The 15,500-nt window shown below is 69.3% G+C and carries 14 protein-coding genes, 2 tRNA genes and 1 other RNA gene; 11 read left to right on the top strand and 6 right to left on the bottom strand.

Annotated features, from left to right (window positions below):
* Positions 1–26 precede the first annotated feature (26 nt).
* The 3 genes from ACWGKS_RS16385 to ACWGKS_RS16375 all read left to right on the top strand — a co-directional run bounded on the left by ACWGKS_RS16385 (position 27) and on the right by ACWGKS_RS16375 (position 1,110).
* Positions 27–515 (top strand): tRNA adenosine deaminase-associated protein, encoded by a 489-nt coding sequence (locus tag ACWGKS_RS16385; protein WP_358508730.1) that lies wholly within the window; start codon positions 27–29, stop codon positions 513–515.
* A gap of 44 nt (positions 516–559) precedes the next feature.
* Positions 560–1,012 (top strand): nucleoside deaminase, encoded by a 453-nt coding sequence (locus tag ACWGKS_RS16380; RefSeq protein ID WP_358508743.1) that lies wholly within the window; start codon positions 560–562, stop codon positions 1,010–1,012.
* 10 nt (positions 1,013–1,022) lie between these two features.
* Positions 1,023–1,110 (top strand) — tRNA-Ser (locus ACWGKS_RS16375).
* 50 nt (positions 1,111–1,160) lie between these two features.
* Here the strand turns inward: ACWGKS_RS16375 and ACWGKS_RS16370 are convergent.
* The 3 genes from ACWGKS_RS16370 to ACWGKS_RS16360 form a co-directional block, all read right to left on the bottom strand.
* On the bottom strand, positions 1,161–1,727 hold the full coding sequence (locus ACWGKS_RS16370) for a PadR family transcriptional regulator (protein ID WP_358508731.1): 567 nt from the start codon (positions 1,725–1,727) through the stop codon (positions 1,161–1,163).
* 56 nt (positions 1,728–1,783) lie between these two features.
* Positions 1,784–3,799 carry an NADPH-dependent 2,4-dienoyl-CoA reductase gene (locus tag ACWGKS_RS16365; RefSeq protein WP_358508580.1) on the bottom strand — a complete coding sequence of 672 codons (2,016 nt, stop codon included), beginning with the start codon at positions 3,797–3,799 and terminating at the stop codon, positions 1,784–1,786.
* Positions 3,800–3,921: 122 nt separating this feature from the next.
* Entirely contained in the window at positions 3,922–4,698 is a 777-nt protein-coding gene (locus ACWGKS_RS16360; protein ID WP_358508578.1) for an SGNH/GDSL hydrolase family protein, read from the bottom strand.
* Positions 4,699–4,886: 188 nt separating this feature from the next.
* On the opposite strand from ACWGKS_RS16360, the gene ACWGKS_RS16355 reads away from it, so the two are divergent.
* The gene (locus tag ACWGKS_RS16355) at positions 4,887–6,626 is read left to right on the top strand and encodes a pyruvate dehydrogenase (RefSeq protein WP_452456108.1); all 1,740 of its coding nucleotides are present in this window, start codon (positions 4,887–4,889) and stop codon (positions 6,624–6,626) included.
* Between the two features lie 164 nt (positions 6,627–6,790).
* Here ACWGKS_RS16355 and ACWGKS_RS16350 read toward each other — a convergent pair.
* Positions 6,791–6,875: transfer RNA gene (locus ACWGKS_RS16350), tRNA-Ser, on the bottom strand.
* 108 nt (positions 6,876–6,983) lie between these two features.
* On the opposite strand from ACWGKS_RS16350, the gene ffs reads away from it, so the two are divergent.
* Both ffs and ACWGKS_RS16340 read left to right on the top strand, forming a co-directional pair.
* An RNA gene (gene ffs, locus ACWGKS_RS16345) (signal recognition particle sRNA small type) lies at positions 6,984–7,079 on the top strand.
* A 117-nt stretch (positions 7,080–7,196) separates the two neighbouring features.
* Positions 7,197–9,386, top strand: a complete 2,190-nt coding sequence (locus ACWGKS_RS16340; RefSeq protein WP_452523052.1) for a DNA polymerase III subunit gamma and tau — start codon at positions 7,197–7,199, stop codon at positions 9,384–9,386.
* 39 nt (positions 9,387–9,425) lie between these two features.
* Here the strand turns inward: ACWGKS_RS16340 and ACWGKS_RS16335 are convergent, their stop codons facing one another.
* Entirely contained in the window at positions 9,426–10,037 is a 612-nt protein-coding gene (locus tag ACWGKS_RS16335) for a TetR/AcrR family transcriptional regulator (protein WP_358508572.1), read from the bottom strand.
* A 116-nt stretch (positions 10,038–10,153) separates the two neighbouring features.
* Between ACWGKS_RS16335 and ACWGKS_RS16330 the strand changes: the two genes are divergently transcribed.
* Positions 10,154–10,342 (top strand): DUF6243 family protein, encoded by a 189-nt coding sequence (locus ACWGKS_RS16330; RefSeq protein ID WP_358508570.1) that lies wholly within the window; start codon positions 10,154–10,156, stop codon positions 10,340–10,342.
* Here the strand turns inward: ACWGKS_RS16330 and ACWGKS_RS16325 are convergent.
* A complete protein-coding gene (locus ACWGKS_RS16325) occupies positions 10,331–11,479 on the bottom strand; it encodes a methyltransferase domain-containing protein (RefSeq protein ID WP_358508593.1) in 1,149 nt (382 codons plus the stop codon). The genes ACWGKS_RS16330 and ACWGKS_RS16325 overlap by 12 nt on opposite strands.
* A gap of 315 nt (positions 11,480–11,794) precedes the next feature.
* Between ACWGKS_RS16325 and ACWGKS_RS16320 the strand changes: the two genes are divergently transcribed.
* The 4 genes from ACWGKS_RS16320 (at position 11,795) to ACWGKS_RS16305 (ending at position 15,455) form a co-directional block, all read left to right on the top strand.
* Positions 11,795–12,133: a YbaB/EbfC family nucleoid-associated protein gene (locus ACWGKS_RS16320; RefSeq protein WP_067598433.1), complete on the top strand. Its 339-nt coding sequence runs from the start codon at positions 11,795–11,797 to the stop codon at positions 12,131–12,133.
* Positions 12,134–12,344: 211 nt separating this feature from the next.
* Positions 12,345–12,944, top strand: a complete 600-nt coding sequence (gene recR / locus ACWGKS_RS16315) for a recombination mediator RecR (RefSeq protein WP_358508569.1) — start codon at positions 12,345–12,347, stop codon at positions 12,942–12,944.
* A 181-nt stretch (positions 12,945–13,125) separates the two neighbouring features.
* On the top strand, positions 13,126–14,397 hold the full coding sequence (locus ACWGKS_RS16310) for an aspartate kinase (RefSeq protein ID WP_358508568.1): 1,272 nt from the start codon (positions 13,126–13,128) through the stop codon (positions 14,395–14,397).
* Entirely contained in the window at positions 14,394–15,455 is a 1,062-nt protein-coding gene (locus tag ACWGKS_RS16305) for an aspartate-semialdehyde dehydrogenase (protein ID WP_358508567.1), read from the top strand. Before ACWGKS_RS16310 ends, ACWGKS_RS16305 begins: the two co-directional genes overlap by 4 nt.
* Positions 15,456–15,500 lie beyond the last annotated feature (45 nt).

Genomic DNA, 15,500 nt, shown 5'->3' with positions numbered 1-15,500 from the left:
GACCTGGAGAGACGGGAGAGTGAGCCGTGTCGACCTTCGCAGCTGTCTTCGCTCCCAACGGCGGGACATGGCGCGGAACCGAGGTCGATCTCGGTGATGTGGACGTCATCGACGACATCACCGACCTCATGCTCGACTACGAGACCGAGTGGGGCAGTGACATGGCCCTGCTCCTGGTGGAGGCCGACGACGAGTGGTTCGCCGTCGTGCGTGTGGACGTGATGGGTTCCGAGCCGCGCGTCTATCTCTCCGACGGTCGGGTCGTGCACGATCACCCGGTGGCCGGGATCCTTTCCGAGGCCGGTGGCCTGGGAGCCCCCATGCCGGTGGAGAGCGCGGGAGCCCGCCCCGATCCGCGTCCCGACGGTGACGACGGTCTGCTCTCGGACCTCGGGGTGCCGGGCGAGGAACTGCGGTCCCTCTCCGCCGATGGCGGGGTGCTGCCCGGTGACGTCCTCGCGGTGGTGGCCGAACGCACCGGCTTCGCCGAACTCCTCGACTCGATGCGGCTGTGACGGGCACCCTTCCCGGGATCGACCGTGCCACGGCCGACTCGGCGATGCTCGAAGCCCTGGTCGAGGCGGAGCGTGCCCTGAGGACCGACGACGTGCCCGTGGGCGCGGTCGTGCTGGGACCCGACGGAACGGTGCTGGGGCGCGGCCACAACGAACGTGAGGCCACGGGTGACCCGACCGGGCACGCGGAGGTACTGGCCCTGCGCGCGGCCGCCGAGGCACGCGGTGAGTGGCGCCTGAGCGGCTGCACGCTGGTGGTGACCCTGGAGCCCTGCGTGATGTGCGCGGGTGCCACGGTGCTCGCCCGAGTGGATCGCGTGGTCTACGGGGCGCGGGACGCCAAGGCCGGTGCGGTCGGTTCGATGTGGGACCTGCTCCGGGACCCTCGGCAGAACCACCGTCCTGAAGTGATTCCACCCGAGATGATCAGCGAAAACGTGGCCGAAAGGTGTTCGGGGTTGCTCACCCGGTTTTTCGCACGGCGCAGGATCCGGTAGAGTTCCTCTCGGTGGAGTCGCCTAGTGGCCGATGGCGCCCGCCTCGAAAGCGGGTAAGGGGCAACCCTTCGAGGGTTCAAATCCCTCCTCCACCGCCACCAGCCGCCCCCGGGAGCACCGGGGGCGGTTTTTTCTTGCCCCGGAAGCGTCAGGAGGGGGAGGTCCCCCCGGTCGGGCCCTTGGTCTCCCCGAGCTCGGCGATGGCCTTGTCCAGCCAGTTCACCCAGAACATCTCCAGCTCGACCCCGCCCCGCAGGACCAGCCCCTGGACCCGGTCGCGTTCGGTCCCTCGGCCTCGGGCCGCGTCACGTCGCTGGAACTCGCGGTATTCGGCGAGTCGTTCGCCGTGCAGCTCTCGGTGCCGGCGCAGTTCGGCCACGAAGTCGGGGTCCACACCCACGACGCCTGTGGCGCGTACCCGCAGCATCAGGGTGTCGCGCAGGGAACGGGGCTCCTCGGTCTCGCCCACCCAACGCTCCAGTTCGGCGCGGCCCGCGGCCAGTACCTCGTACTCCTTGCGCTGTCCCCGCGTGGGGGAGTCGTTGGGCAGGGCCCGGATCAGCTCGGACCGCTCCAACTTCCCCAGTTCTCGGTAGATCTGCTGGTGGGAGGCGGACCAGAAGTATCCGATGGAACGGTCGAAGCGTCGGGTCAGCTCCAGTCCCGAGGAGGGTTTCTCCAACAGGGCGGTGAGGATCGCGTGGGGCAGGGACATGTGCGCATTCTAGGAAGGGGCGGCCGCGGACCGGTCGGGTCCGCGGCCACGGGGGATCACAGGGAGGCGGCGAGTTCGGTGCCCTGCTTGATGGCGCGCTTGGCGTCGAGCTCGGCGGCCACGTCGGCGCCACCGATCACGTGCACGGTCCGCCCGGCGGCGGTGAGCTCGTCGGCGAGGTCCCGGCGCGGGTCCTGACCGGAGCACAGCACCACGGTGTCGACGTCGAGCACACGTTCCTCGCCGTCCACGGTCAGGTGCAGGCCGTCGTCGTCGATGCGGCGGTACTCGGCTCCGGAGACCATCTCCACGCCGCGGTGGCGCAGTTCCAGACGGTGGATCCACCCGGTGGTCTTGCCCAGGCCCTTGCCGACCTTGGTGGTCTTGCGCTGGAGCAGGTGGACCCTGCGGGGCGGGGCGACGCGTTCGGGGGCGCGCAGGCCGCCGCGCTCCTTGTAGTCGAGGTCCACGCCCCACTGGCGGAAGAAGGCCTCGGCGTCCTGGCTCGCCTCCTCACCGGTGTCGGTGAGGAACTCGGCGACGTCGAAGCCGATGCCGCCGGCGCCGATGATGGCGACCTTCTCGCCGACCTCCGCGCCGCCGCGCAGCACGTCCACGTAGCCGACCACGCTGGGGTGGTCGACACCCGGGATCTCGGGGGTGCGCGGGGAGACACCGGTCGCGACGACGACCTCGTCGTAGCCCGCCAGGTCGGCGGCGGCGACCGGGGTGTTCAGGCGTACGTCCACGCCGTGCTTGTCGAGCTGCACGCGGTAGTAGCGGAGGGTCTCGTCGAACTCCTCCTTACCGGGCACGCGGCGGGCCATGTTGAGCTGTCCGCCGATCCGGGCGGCCGCGTCGAACAGGGTGACGGTGTGTCCGACGCTCGCGGCGGAGACGGAGAAGGCGAGCCCGGCGGGGCCCGCGCCGACCACGGCGACGTTCTTGCGGACCTTGGTGGGCGAGAGTACGAGTTCGGTCTCGTGGCAGGCTCGCGGGTTCACCAGGCAGGAGGTGATCTTGAGGCTGAACGTGTGGTCCAGACAGGCCTGGTTGCAGCCGATGCAGGTGTTGATCTCCTCGGGGGCGCCGGCGGCGGCCTTGGCGACGAAGTCGGCGTCGGCCAGCATCGGGCGGGCGAGGGAGACCATGTCGGCCTGGCCGTCGGCGATGATGCGCTCGGCGACCTCGGGGGTGTTGATGCGGTTGACCGCCACCAGGGGGACGGACAGTTCCTTCTTGAGTCGCTCGGTGATCCAGGTGTAGGCGCCGCGCGGCACGGAGGTGGCGATGGTGGGTACGCGGGCCTCGTGCCAGCCGATGCCCGTGTTGATGATGTCGGCGCCGGCGGCCTCCACCCTGCGGCCGAGTTCGACGACCTCGTCGAAGGTGGATCCGTCGGGGATCAGGTCCAGCATGGACAGGCGGTAGATGACGATGAAGTCGGTGCCCACGCGCTCGCGGACCCGGCGGAGGATCTCCAGGGGCAGGCGGACGCGGTTCTCGAAGGAGCCGCCCCAGCGATCCTCGCGCTTGTTGGTGGCGGGGGCGATGAACTGGTTGATGAGGTAGCCCTCGGAGCCCATGATCTCGACGCCGTCGTACCCGGCCCGCCGGGCGAGCTCGGCGCAGCGGGCGAAGTCCTCGATGGTGCGCTCGACCTCCTCGTCGGTGAGGGCGTGCGGCACGAAGGGGTTGATCGGCGCCTGGATCGCGCTGGCGGAGACCGAGTCCTCGCTGAAGGCGTAGCGGCCGGTGTGCAGGATCTGCATGGCGATCCGGCCGCCGTCGCGGTGCACGGCCTCGGTGATGAGGCGGTGCTCGGCGACCTCTTCGTCATCGGTGAGCTTGGCGCTGCCGGTGTAGGTGGCGCCCTCGGGGTTGGGGGCGATGCCGCCGGTGACGATCAGGCCGACGCCGCCGCGGGCGCGTTCGGCGTAGAAGGCGGCCATCCTCTCGAAGCCGTTGGGGGCCTCCTCCAGACCGACGTGCATGGAGCCCATGATCACGCGGTTCTTGAGGGTGGTGAAGCCCAGGTCCAGGGGTTCCAGAAGGTGGGGGTAGTCGCTCATGGTCTCTCCTCGCGCGGTGCCTCTCGGTCGGTGTCCGGCCGACCTCCCCCTCATTATGCAACAAGTTGCACAAGGGATCGAGGCTCCGCCCCCGAGAAGGACGGGAACCTCGACCGTGTCGGTCAGGGGACCAGCGGGATGAGCTCGGGACGCTTGGCCACACGACCATCACCGGAGGAACGACCGCGGATACGGCGCGCCACCCAAGGGCCCAGGAACGAACCCAGCCAGGTGAGCTCGTCGTAGACCCGGGTCACGGCGGCGGGAGTGGGCAACGGAGGCAGCGGATCGGCCCAGGAGATGTCCGCGCCCGGCAGCTCCATCGCGTGGGCCACCGCACCGGCGATCCTTCGATGCCCCTCCGAGGAACAGTGCAACCGGTCCGGGGCCCACAGACGGCGGTCCGTGGCGACCGCGTGGCCGAAGCAGTCGGCCACCGCGACGTCGTGGCGGGCGGCGGCCGCGCGAACCCGGGCGTTGAAGTCCAGGACCCGTGGCAGCAGCGGTCTGGTCAAGGGCGCGATCTTCGTGATGTTCGGAAAGGTCAGCGTGGCCACCTTGGCCCCCGCACCGGTCAGCTCGGCGAACATCGTCTCCAGGTGGCCGATCACGACGTCGGGGTCGTACCCGGGGCGGATCAGGTCGTTGACCCCGGCGAAGACGGTCGCGACGTCCGGGCGCAACCGCAGCGCGGGTTCCAGCTGTTCGGCGTGCACCTGCCCGGCCAAACGCCCACGTACCGCCAGGTTGGCGTACTCGACCCGGGCCCCGGCGGCCACCATGTGCTCGGCGAATCGGTCGGCGTATCCCCGAAAACCGCTGCTCTCGTCACCGTCGCCGACACCCTCGGTCTGGCTGTCGCCGAGGGCGACATAACGCAGATCCCCGTCCCACCACATACCCGGTCCCCTTTCCTCGGTCCCCCGGAAAGCTACCCCCGTCGGCGCCGATCCGCCTCGCGGGGTCCGGGTGACGAGGAGCGGGACGAACATCGTGGTGTGGCGATACGGGTGATCCGGGTAGGGCGTTCCTAGCGTTGGAGCGGGGGCCCGTCGCCCGCGCCACACTCTGTCCCTGGAGGTCCGTCTTGAGCAGGAACACCGTCGCCGAACAGCTCGTACGCACCCTGATCGCCGCCGGGGTCACCCGGATCTACGGGGTGGTGGGGGACAGCCTCAACCCGGTGGTGGACGCGATCCGCGACATCGACGGCATCGAATGGGTCCATGTCCGCAACGAGGAGACCGCGGCCTTCGCCGCCGCCGCGGAGGCACAGATCGACGGCCGGCTCGCGGTGTGCGCGGGATCCTGCGGTCCCGGCAACACCCACCTGATCCAGGGTCTCTACGACGCCCAACGCAGCGGGGCGCCCGTGCTGGCCCTCGCCTCGCACATCCCCTCCCGGCAGATCGGCACCGGCTTCTTCCAGGAGACCCACCCCGAACGGCTCTTCGCCGACGTCACCGAGTTCCGCGAACTCGTCTCCCACCCGGAACAGATGCCCCGCCTGGCGCGCGTGGCCGTCCAACACGCCCTCGGTACCCCCGGTGTGGCCGTCCTCGTCCTGCCCGGGGACATCGCCGGGCGGAAGGCGAGCGGGCCCGCCGACGACACCCCCGTCACCGCCGGGCGTGCCACCGCGTGGCCCGGTGAGGACGACGTGCGCGAGCTCGCCCGGCGGATCAACGAGGCCGACAAGGTCGCCCTGTTCTGCGGGGCCGGGGTCAGGGACGCGCACGAGGAGGTCATCCAGCTCGCCGAGAAGATCAAGGCCCCGGTCGGGCACACCCTGCGCGGCAAGGAATGGATCCAGTACGACAACCCCCACGACGTCGGCATGATCGGCCTGCTCGGCTACGGGGCCTGCTACGACGCCCTCCAGGAGGCCGATCTCACCGTCCTGCTGGGCTGCGACTTCCCCTACGACGACTTCCTGCCCAAGAAGAACGTCGTCCAGGTGGACCACGACCCGCGCCGACTGGGCCGTCGCGTCCCCCTGAAACTGGGGGTGCAGGGCGACGTCGCCGCCACCCTGCGCGCCCTGCGGCCTGTGCTCCGCGCCAAGAACGACGTGCGCTTCCTCGACGAGATGCTCCGCCGGCACGAACGCGCCCTGACCCGGGTGGTGGACGCCTACACGAAGGACATCGAGGACCACACCCCGATCCACCCCGAGTACGTGGCCCGACACCTGGACGCGGCCGCGCCGGACGACGCCGTGTTCACCGTCGACACCGGCATGAACAACGTGTGGGCGGCCCGGTACGTCACCCCGAACGGCAGGCGGCGGGTGATCGGTTCCTTCACCCACGGGACCATGGCCAACGCCCTGCCGCACGCGATCGGCGCCGCGTACGCGGCGCCGGGGCGCCGGATCGTCTCCATGTCCGGGGACGGCGGCCTGAGCATGCTCCTCGGTGAGCTGATCACCGTCCAGCAGCACGGTCTGCCGATCACGACGGTGGTGTTCAACAACTCCTCGCTCGGTATGGTCCGCCTGGAGATGATGGTGGACGGCATGCCGGCGTTCCAGACCGACCATCCGCCGGTGGACTACGCCGCGGTGGCCAAGGCCGTGGGCATGCCGTCGATCAGGGTGGAGGACCCCCGGAAGGTGCGTCAGGCGCTGGACGAGGCCCTGTCGGCCGATGGGCCGGTGCTGGTGGACGTGATCACCGACCCGAACGCGTTGTCGGTGCCCTCGCGGATCACCGCCGACCAGATCACCGGGTTCGCCCTTTCGGCGGGACGAACGGTCCTCCAAGGCGGGGTCGGGGCCATGATCGACCTGGCCCGCTCCAACCTCCGCAACATCCCCCGCCCGTGACCGTCCGGCTCCCGGAAACGACGAAGGCCCCGACCGCTGTGCGATCGGGGCCTTCCGTTTGCCCTGGTGGGCCGTCGGGGGTTTCAGGGGGTCGTCCCCTTGGGAAAGCATTACGGCCCGTCCGGGAAGACGACGTGAGTCGTCGACCAGAACGGGCCGCTCGGCGGAGGATAGGGGATTCGAACCCCTGAGGGCTTGCACCCAACACGCTTTCCAAGCGTGCGCCCTAGGCCACTAGGCGAATCCTCCGAGAGCAACTGTACAGGCTTCGCGGGAGTGGTTCGAACGGGCTCGACCCGGCGGAACTCGGAGCGACGAGGGTTGCCGGAGCAGTGCCGGCGTCGGATACACTCTGGGGCAGACCCCTCGTGCGGCGTCATCCTATGAACCTCCCCAGGGCCGGAAGGCAGCAAGGATAAGTAGGCTCTGGCGGGTGCGCGGGGGGTCCTTTCTTGTTCTCGGGGGTACCCGCCCCGGATCAGCCCCTCCCGGTTTCCCCGACCCGGCGCGAGTTGTCACTCCCAGAGGGTTGAATGGGACCGTGGCAGGGACCAGGGGAGTGATCACACCGTGAGCATCGCGCTGTACCGCAAGTACCGTCCCGCGACGTTCGGTGAGGTGCGCGGCCAGGAGCACGTGACCGACCCGTTGCGCCAGGCGCTGCGGAGCGGACGTATCAACCACGCCTACCTCTTCAGTGGACCACGCGGCTGCGGCAAGACCACCAGCGCGCGCATCCTCGCGCGCTCGCTCAACTGTGAGCAGGGGCCGACCCCGGATCCCTGCGGAACCTGTGACTCTTGCGTGGGGCTCGCCCCCGACGGCGGCGGCAGCCTCGACGTGATCGAGATCGACGCCGCCTCCCACGGTGGTGTCGACGACGCTCGTGACCTGCGCGAGAGGGCTTTCTTCGCGCCGGTGAAATCGCGCTACAAGATCTACATCATCGACGAGGCGCACATGGTGACCCGCGAGGGTTTCAACGCGCTGCTCAAACTCGTCGAGGAGCCCCCGCCGCACCTGAAGTTCGTGTTCGCGACCACCGAGCCCGAGAAGGTCATCGGGACGATCCGTTCGCGGACCCACCACTACCCCTTCCGGCTCATCCCGCCGAGCACCCTCAAGGAGCTCATGGAGGACCTTCTCAAGCAGGAGGAGGTCTCCTACGACCCGGCCGCCCTTCCGCTCGTGGTGCGCGCGGGCGCGGGTTCGGCGCGTGACACCCTTTCCGTCCTGGACCAGCTGATCGCCGGTTCGGACGAGGGTGGTATCACCCGTGAGGGTGCCGTCTCCCTGCTGGGCTACACCGACTCCAGCCTGCTCGGCGAGATGGTCGATTTCCTGGGAGCGCGTGATGGCGCGGCCGTGTTCGGTCTGGTGGACCGGGTGGTCGAGGGCGGTCACGATCCGCGCCGTTTCACCACGGACCTGCTGGAGCGCTTCCGTGACCTGGTGGTGCTCGCCGCGGTTCCGGACGCCATCGACAAGGGCCTGGTCAACGTCTCTCCGGAGTCGGTGGACCAGATGAAGGAGCAGGCCGCGCGGCTGGGGCCGGCGGAACTGTCCCGGGCCGCGGAGGTCCTCAACCAGGGGCTCACGGAGATGCGGGGCGCCACCGCGCCGCGCCTGCTCTTGGAGCTGTTGTGTTCGCGGATCCTGCTGCCCGCCACCGACGGTGACCAGACCGCGCTGCTGGCCAGGCTGGAGCAGATGGAGCGCCGGCTGGCGTCCGGGGCGGTCGCCCCGGCGGCTTCCGGGCCGCAGGTGCCCGCGGCACCGATGGCCCAGGCCCCCGCGCAAGCCGCGCCCCCCGCACCCGACCCGGCCCCGGCTCCGGTGCAGCGGCCCCCGGCTCCGCAGCCCGCACGGCCCGAACCCTCCCGACCCGCCGAACCGACTCCGAGCCCGAGCGGACGGAACGAGCCCTCGGGCTGGGACGCGCCCGCGCCCTCCCGTCCTCAGGCGGCGCCGCAGCAGAGCGCGCCCGCCGGTGGCGGTGGTCCCTTGGACCTGGGCCGGCTCCAGGGTGCCTGGCACCAGATCATGGAAGCCGTCAAGGGCCGTCGCCGGTTCACGTGGATGATGCTGCACGGCGGTGACGTACAGCCGATCGGGGTCGAGGGCAACACCGTGCTGCTCGGCTTCAACAAGCCCAACGAGGCCAAGGGCTTCACCAACACCGGTAGCGACAAGGTCGTGGCCGGGGCGATCCAGCAGGTGTTGGGCATCGAGGTGCGCGTGGCACCTTCGGGAACGAGTGGTGGCGCGCAGACCCAGCGATCGCAGCCCGCGCCGCGACCGGCCGAACCCGCCGGGTGGGACGCCCCACCGCGACGGTCCGAGCCCCAGGCCGCCGCGCCTGCCTCGCCCGAACCGGCTCCGGAACCGGCGCGACCCGCGGGTTCGCCACCGGAACGGTTGCTCAGCGACCGTCCGGAGCCACCGCCGGACCCCTATGAGGACGCCGCCGCTCCGCCGCCGGAGGACTACGGGGTCGCGGCGCCGACCCGCGGTGGTGGTGTCCAGGGTGGAAACGCCCCGGGGGGTCGGGACGCGAGCCCCGCGAAGACGTCCGTTCCGGGGACGTCGCCGGCCGCGCCCGACGATGGCGCGTCCACGAACAACGCTCCTTCGGCGGGTGGCTCGCGGCAGGACGCAACGTCCAACGGTGGTTCCGGTGGCGGTACCGCCCTCATCGAGACCGAGCTCGGCGGCAAGCTGATCGAGGAGATCGAGCACGAGGCACCCGGACAACTGTGAGCCGTGTGCCGCCGGCGGGGGTGTCTCCTCGGCGGAGTTTCAGGGCCGCAACGCGCGCAGGACCGTGTCGACCAGGGTGTCGGTGTAGGAGTGGTCGATCGGTCCGGTGCGCAGTAGCCACCGGTGCTGGAACGGGCCGTTGAACATCTCCACGGCCAGGTCCAGGTCGACGTCGGTACGGATCTGGCCGGAGTCCCGCGCGGATCGCAGTCGATTCCGGAAAGCCTCGATGTTGGGCCTGGTCAGGTGTTCGTAGACGGCGCGGGCGAACTCTTCGTCGTTCTGGATCTCCGCGGTGAAGGCCCGGGTGGTGCGGTCCATCGTGGGGTCGACGAACTCGTCGGCGGTCGCCCGAAGGACGGTCTTGAGGTCGGCGGCCAGGTCCCCGGTGTCGGGTAGGGGTTCACCGGCCTCCGAACCGGTGAGCCGGGTGAACACGTCGAAGACCACGGCGGCCTTGGATGGCCACCACCGGTAGATGGTCTGTTTACCGACCCGGGCGCGAGAGGCGATGGCCTCCATCGTCAGCCTGGCGTAGCCGATCTCGCCCAGGATCTCGGCGGCGGCGTCGAGGATGGCGTTGCGCGCGCGTTGGCTGCGCCGGCGGGGGTCCGGTGTGCGTCGGGTCTGTTCGGCGGTGTTGTCTGCCATGGTTCCAAGGTAGTGGCTCAAAAATGACGAGACGTCTCGTATTGACGTCGCTATGATCAAGCGTGAGTCCGTTTGGCGAGACGTAGTGTCTCGCTCTAGTCGAATAGGAGGACCCCGTGGCGAAGAACAACAACATGCTCGGCATGGGCGGGCAACGCACCACCGTCGCCCGTTCCACTCTGCGCGGTGGCAAGGCGGGGGACAAGGGCGGACCGACGGGGGACGCCCGTGAGCGCAAGGAGGAACTGCTGCGCAGGTTCCGGGAGAAGAACACCGACCCGAGGAGCGATACCTCAGATCGGTGAACCCACCGGCCAGGATCGTCCGTCGGGGTCGTCCAGCCACAACCGCTGACCACCGTCGGGACCCACGGCCAACCCGAACCGGTCCGGCTCCGGCCGGCCCAGATCGGTCCAGAGCCTCAAGGCGTCCTCGAACTCGTCCCAGATGCTGCGCGGGCCGCCCTGCTCGACCATCCACGAAGTGCCGTAGGGGTAGATCCGCACCCAGGAATCACCCCTGCGGTCGCACAGCCACAGGCCCGATCCGGTACCGATCCAGCGCCGTCGCATCCGCCAGTCCGGCACCATCACCGACAGGGCGAACGCGGACGCGAAGGTCAACAGGGGCGATACCGGGTCCTCCTGGGTGAGGCGGTACTCGTCGGGCTGTTGCCCGGCGTCGCGTACCGGCGGTGACGAGGACCCCGGGGCGCGCAGCGCCACGAACCCCACGCCTCCGTGGAATCGGCCCAGCGCGGCGCCCCCGGCTCGACGTTCGAGGCGCATGAGCACTCCCGCGCTCTCCAACAGGCCCCACGGGCACACGATCGACCCGCCCTCGACCAGCTGTTCCAACCAGGCACCCGGCACCCGGCGCACCCCGCAGACACTGATGATCCGGTCGTACGGCGCGCCGTCCGGGTGCCCGGAATGGCCGTCCGCCAGATGGGTGGCGGGGGACAATCCGGTGTCGTGCAGTGCCCGCCGGGCCGCGCCCAGCAGACGGTCGTCGATCTCCAACGAGGTCACGGCCCGGTCGCCCAGCCGGTGGGCGAGCAACGCCGTGTTCCAACCCGTTCCCGTGCCCACCTCCAGCACTCGCTGGCCGTTGGCGAGATCGGCCAGCTCCAGCATCCGAGCGAGCACGGTCGGTGCCGAGCTGCACGAGGTGGCCGAACCCTGTCGAGATCCTCGTTGCCGAGGGACCTCGGGTCCCTCCAAGCGGGTGACGATGGCGTTGTCCGTGTAGACGGCGGCCAACCAGCGGTCCGGGTTCCCCTCGGCGCTCAGCGTGCCGCCGCGCGCGGTCACCGCGCCCGTCTCCGGGATGAACAGGTGGCGGGGCACGGCGCGGAACGCCTCCACGAGGGCGGCGTCCCTCAGCGTGCCGTCCGCGATTATCGCCTCGATCAGTGCCGAGTTGCGCTCCCTTGCGGTCAACACGTCCTCAGTCCCCTGGTCGTCGCTGGTCGGATGTGGTGTCGAAGGACACCGAAGGGGTCGAGAGACCCCGTCGCCATCATGTCAACCGAGGCCGTTCCCCGCCGCTCTCTTCGGTCTTTTCGCTGGTGAAATCGGGTCAACGGTGCGACCAAGTCCTCCCCGTGACGAACCGGGGCCCGAGCCTCTCGACCGGCTCGTCGAACGGAGCGCGAACGGCACCGGATGTACCGACTACCCTCACAGACAAGTGACATCCGGAAAGAGACCCAGCACCTCGAGTGCGGCGAGGAGACGGCCGTGAACCCTGGCGGAATGGACATGCAGGCCCTGCTCCAGCAGGCCCAGCAGATGCAACAGCAGCTTGTGGAGGCTCAGCAGGCCCTGGAGGAGGCCGAGGTCGAGGGCACCTCCGGTGGTGGCCTGGTCAAGGTCAAGCTGAGCGGACGCGGACAGGTCGAGGACATCACCGTCGACCCCAAGGCCGTCGACCCCACCGACGCGGAGGAGACCTCCCAGACCATCGCGGACCTGGTCCTGGCGGCCATCCGCGACGCCGAGGCGCAGGTCGAGCGCCTCCAGCAGGAGAAGATGGGTCCGCTGACCGAGGGCATGCCCGGAGGCGGCGGGATCCCCGGTCTCCCCGGCTTCTAAGGTTTCCTTCCGGACGGGCCGAGTCCTTGCCGGAAGGCTTGAGGAGACGGCGCCGTCCCGGTGACAGGGCCGGGGCGGCGAGGCCGGGACACCGCCTCTGCTTCGCCGGTCCCTTGTCCGAAGAGGTCACCGGCCCCCGATACGGTGGGGGATCACAAGGGGCGACAACGGCCCCGCCGGGTCGATCCCGGTTCCGACCGAGTGGGTAGGCATGTACGAAGGCGCGGTTCAGAATCTGATCGACGAGCTCGGGCGGCTGCCCGGCGTCGGTCCGAAAAGCGCGCAACGCATCGCCTTCCACCTCCTGTCCGCCGAACACGCGGACGTCAAGCGCCTGGTCAACGCGCTCGTCGAGGTCAAGGAGCGGGTCCGCTTCTGCTCCATCTGCGGCAACGTCGCCGAAGAGACCGAGTGCCGAATCTGCCGTGACACCCGCCGCGAAACCGCGATCATCTGTGTCGTGGAGGAGTCCAAGGACGTCGTCGCCATCGAGCGCACCCGGGAGTTCCGGGGCCGCTACCACGTGCTCGGCGGCGCCATCAGCCCCATCGAGGGCGTGGGACCGGACGACCTGCGCGTCAAGGAGCTCATGACCCGTCTGGCCGACGGCCAGGTGACCGAGCTGATCCTGGCGACCGACCCCAATCTGGAAGGGGAGGCCACCGCGACCTACCTGGCGCGGTTGGTCAAACCCATGGGGCTGAAAGTCACCCGCCTGGCCAGCGGTCTGCCCGTCGGCGGCGACCTTGAGTACGCCGACGAGGTCACTTTGGGTCGTGCCTTCGAAGGCCGCAGAAGCCTGGAGTTCTAGCTCACATTCGCCCGTAATGGGGACGAAATATGAGTAACCTCCGTTCGAGCGGGTAGGCCCGAGCGCTGGTGTGTCAAGACGCCACGCCCTCCCGCCGCAGGTCGGAACGGGTGCGGCGAGGCGTCACTGACTACACTCCCTTGTGAATTGTCTTGATCCCAACTCCTCAGGAGCATCGATCGTGGCCCTAATCGTGCAGAAGTACGGTGGGTCTTCCGTGGCCGACGCGGAAGCCATCAAGCGAGTAGCCCAAAGGATCGTGGCTCAGAAAAAGGCGGGACATGACGTCGTGGTCGTCGTCTCCGCTATGGGCGACACGACCGACGAACTGCTGGACCTGGCCGAACAGGTCTCCCCGATGCCGCCCGCCCGCGAGCTCGACATGCTCGTCACCGCGGGTGAGCGCATGTCCATGGCACTCGTGGCCATGGCCATCGAGAACCTCGGGTACGAGGCTCGTTCCTTCACCGGTTCCCAGGCCGGAGTCATCACCACGTCGTTGCACGGCAACGCCAAGATCATCGACGTGACTCCCGGGCGTATCCAGGAAGCCGTCGGCGAGGGTGCGATCTGCATCGTCGCGGGTTTCCAAGGCGTCTCCCAGGACACGAAGGACATCACGTCCCTGGGCCGTGGCGGTTCGGACACCACCGCCGTCGCTCTCGCGGGTGCGCTCAACGCCGACGCCTGCGAGATCTACAGCGACGTGGACGGCGTGTTCACCGCCGACCCCCGTGTCGTGCCCACCGCGCAGCGCATCCCGCAGATCTCCTACGAGGAGATGCTGGAGATGGCCGCCAGTGGCACCAAGATCCTGCACCTGCGCTGCGTCGAGTACGCGCGCCAGTTCAACATCCCCTTGCACGTCCGCTCGTCGTTCAGCCAGAAGCCCGGCACGTGGATCGTTTCGGAAGTCGAGGAAAGCGAAGGCATGGAACAGCCGATCATCTCCGGGGTCTCTTTCGACCGGAGCGAAGCCAAGATCACCGTCGTAGGCGTCCCCGACAAGGTCGGTGAGGCCGCGACGATCTTCAAGGCGCTCGCCGACGCCGAGATCAACATCGACATGATCGTGCAGAACGTGTCGGCGGTCTCCACCTCGCGCACCGACATCTCCTTCACCGTTCCCAAGGACTCCGGCAAGCAGGCCGTCGACTCCTTGAAGAAGGTCCAGGACAAGGTCGGCTACGACTCCCTGCGCTACGACGACAAGATCGGCAAGGTCTCGCTGATCGGCGCCGGCATGCGCTCCTACCCGGGTGTGACCGCCCGCTTCTTCGACTCCATCGCCACTTCCGGCACCAACGTCGAGATGATCTCCACCTCGGAGATCCGTATCTCGGTCATCGTCGAAGAGGACCAGGTCGACGCCGCGGTCCAGGCCGCGCACAGTGAGTTCCAGCTCGACGCCGACCAGGTCGAAGCTGTCGTCTACGGAGGTACCGGCCGATGAGCAACCGTCTTCCCACCCTCGCCCTCGTCGGTGCGACCGGCGCGGTCGGCACCGTCATGCGTGAGATCCTCAGCCGGCGCGAGAACGTCTGGGGCGAGATCCGTCTGGTCGCCTCCGCGCGCAGCGCCGGTAAGGTCCTGAGCGTTCGCGGCGAGGACGTCGTGGTCCAGGCCCTGGCCCCCGAGGTCTTCGACGGCGTCGACGTCGCCATGTTCGACGTACCGGACGAGGTGTCCAAGGAGTGGGCGCCGATCGCCGCCGCCCGCGGCGCGGTCGCCGTCGACAACTCCGGCGCCTTCCGGCTCGACCCGGACGTCCCGCTGGTGGTGCCCGAGGTCAACTCGGACCAGGTCCGCAACCGTCCGCGCGGCATCATCTCCAACCCGAACTGCACCACCCTCTCGATGATCGTGGCGATCGGTGCCCTGCACCGCACCTACGGCGTCAAGGAACTCGTGGTCTCCTCCTACCAGGCCGCCTCCGGCGCCGGCCAGGAGGGCATCGACGTTCTGCGCGACCAGATGGCCAAGGCCGGTTCGGACCGCACCCTCGGTGACAAGGGCGGCGACATGCGCGAGGCCGTCGACGAACTCGGCCCGTTCCCGGCGCCGCTGGCCTACAACGTCGTGCCGTGGGCGGGCTCGCTCAAGGACGACGGCTGGTCCTCCGAGGAGCTGAAGGTCCGCAACGAGTCCCGCAAGATCCTGGGTCTGGCGGACCTGAAGGTCTCCGCGACCTGTGTCCGCGTCCCGGTGATCACCACGCACTCGTTGGTCGTGCACGCGACCTTCGACAGCGAGGTCGCCGCCGACGACGCCCGCAAGCTGCTGGGCGCCGCCGAGGGCGTCGAGGTCCTGGACGACCCCGCCAAGGGCGAGTTCCCGACCCCGAACGACGTGGTGGGCACCGACCCGACCTGGGTCGGTCGTATCCGTCAGTCGATCGACGACCCCAAGTCGCTGGACCTGTTCCTGTGCGGGGACAACCTGCGCAAGGGCGCCGCGCTGAACACCGCGCAGATCGCCGAGGTCGTGGCCAAGGAGTTCATCCAGGCCTGATCCGTGGCGGGTCCGGGTGTCCGTTCCGGATGCCAGGCCGGTCGG

The organism is Nocardiopsis sp. NPDC055879 (assembly GCF_053615935.1).
Note: the sequence above shows the minus strand (reverse complement) of the source record. Positions and strands in the feature narration are given on the sequence as shown.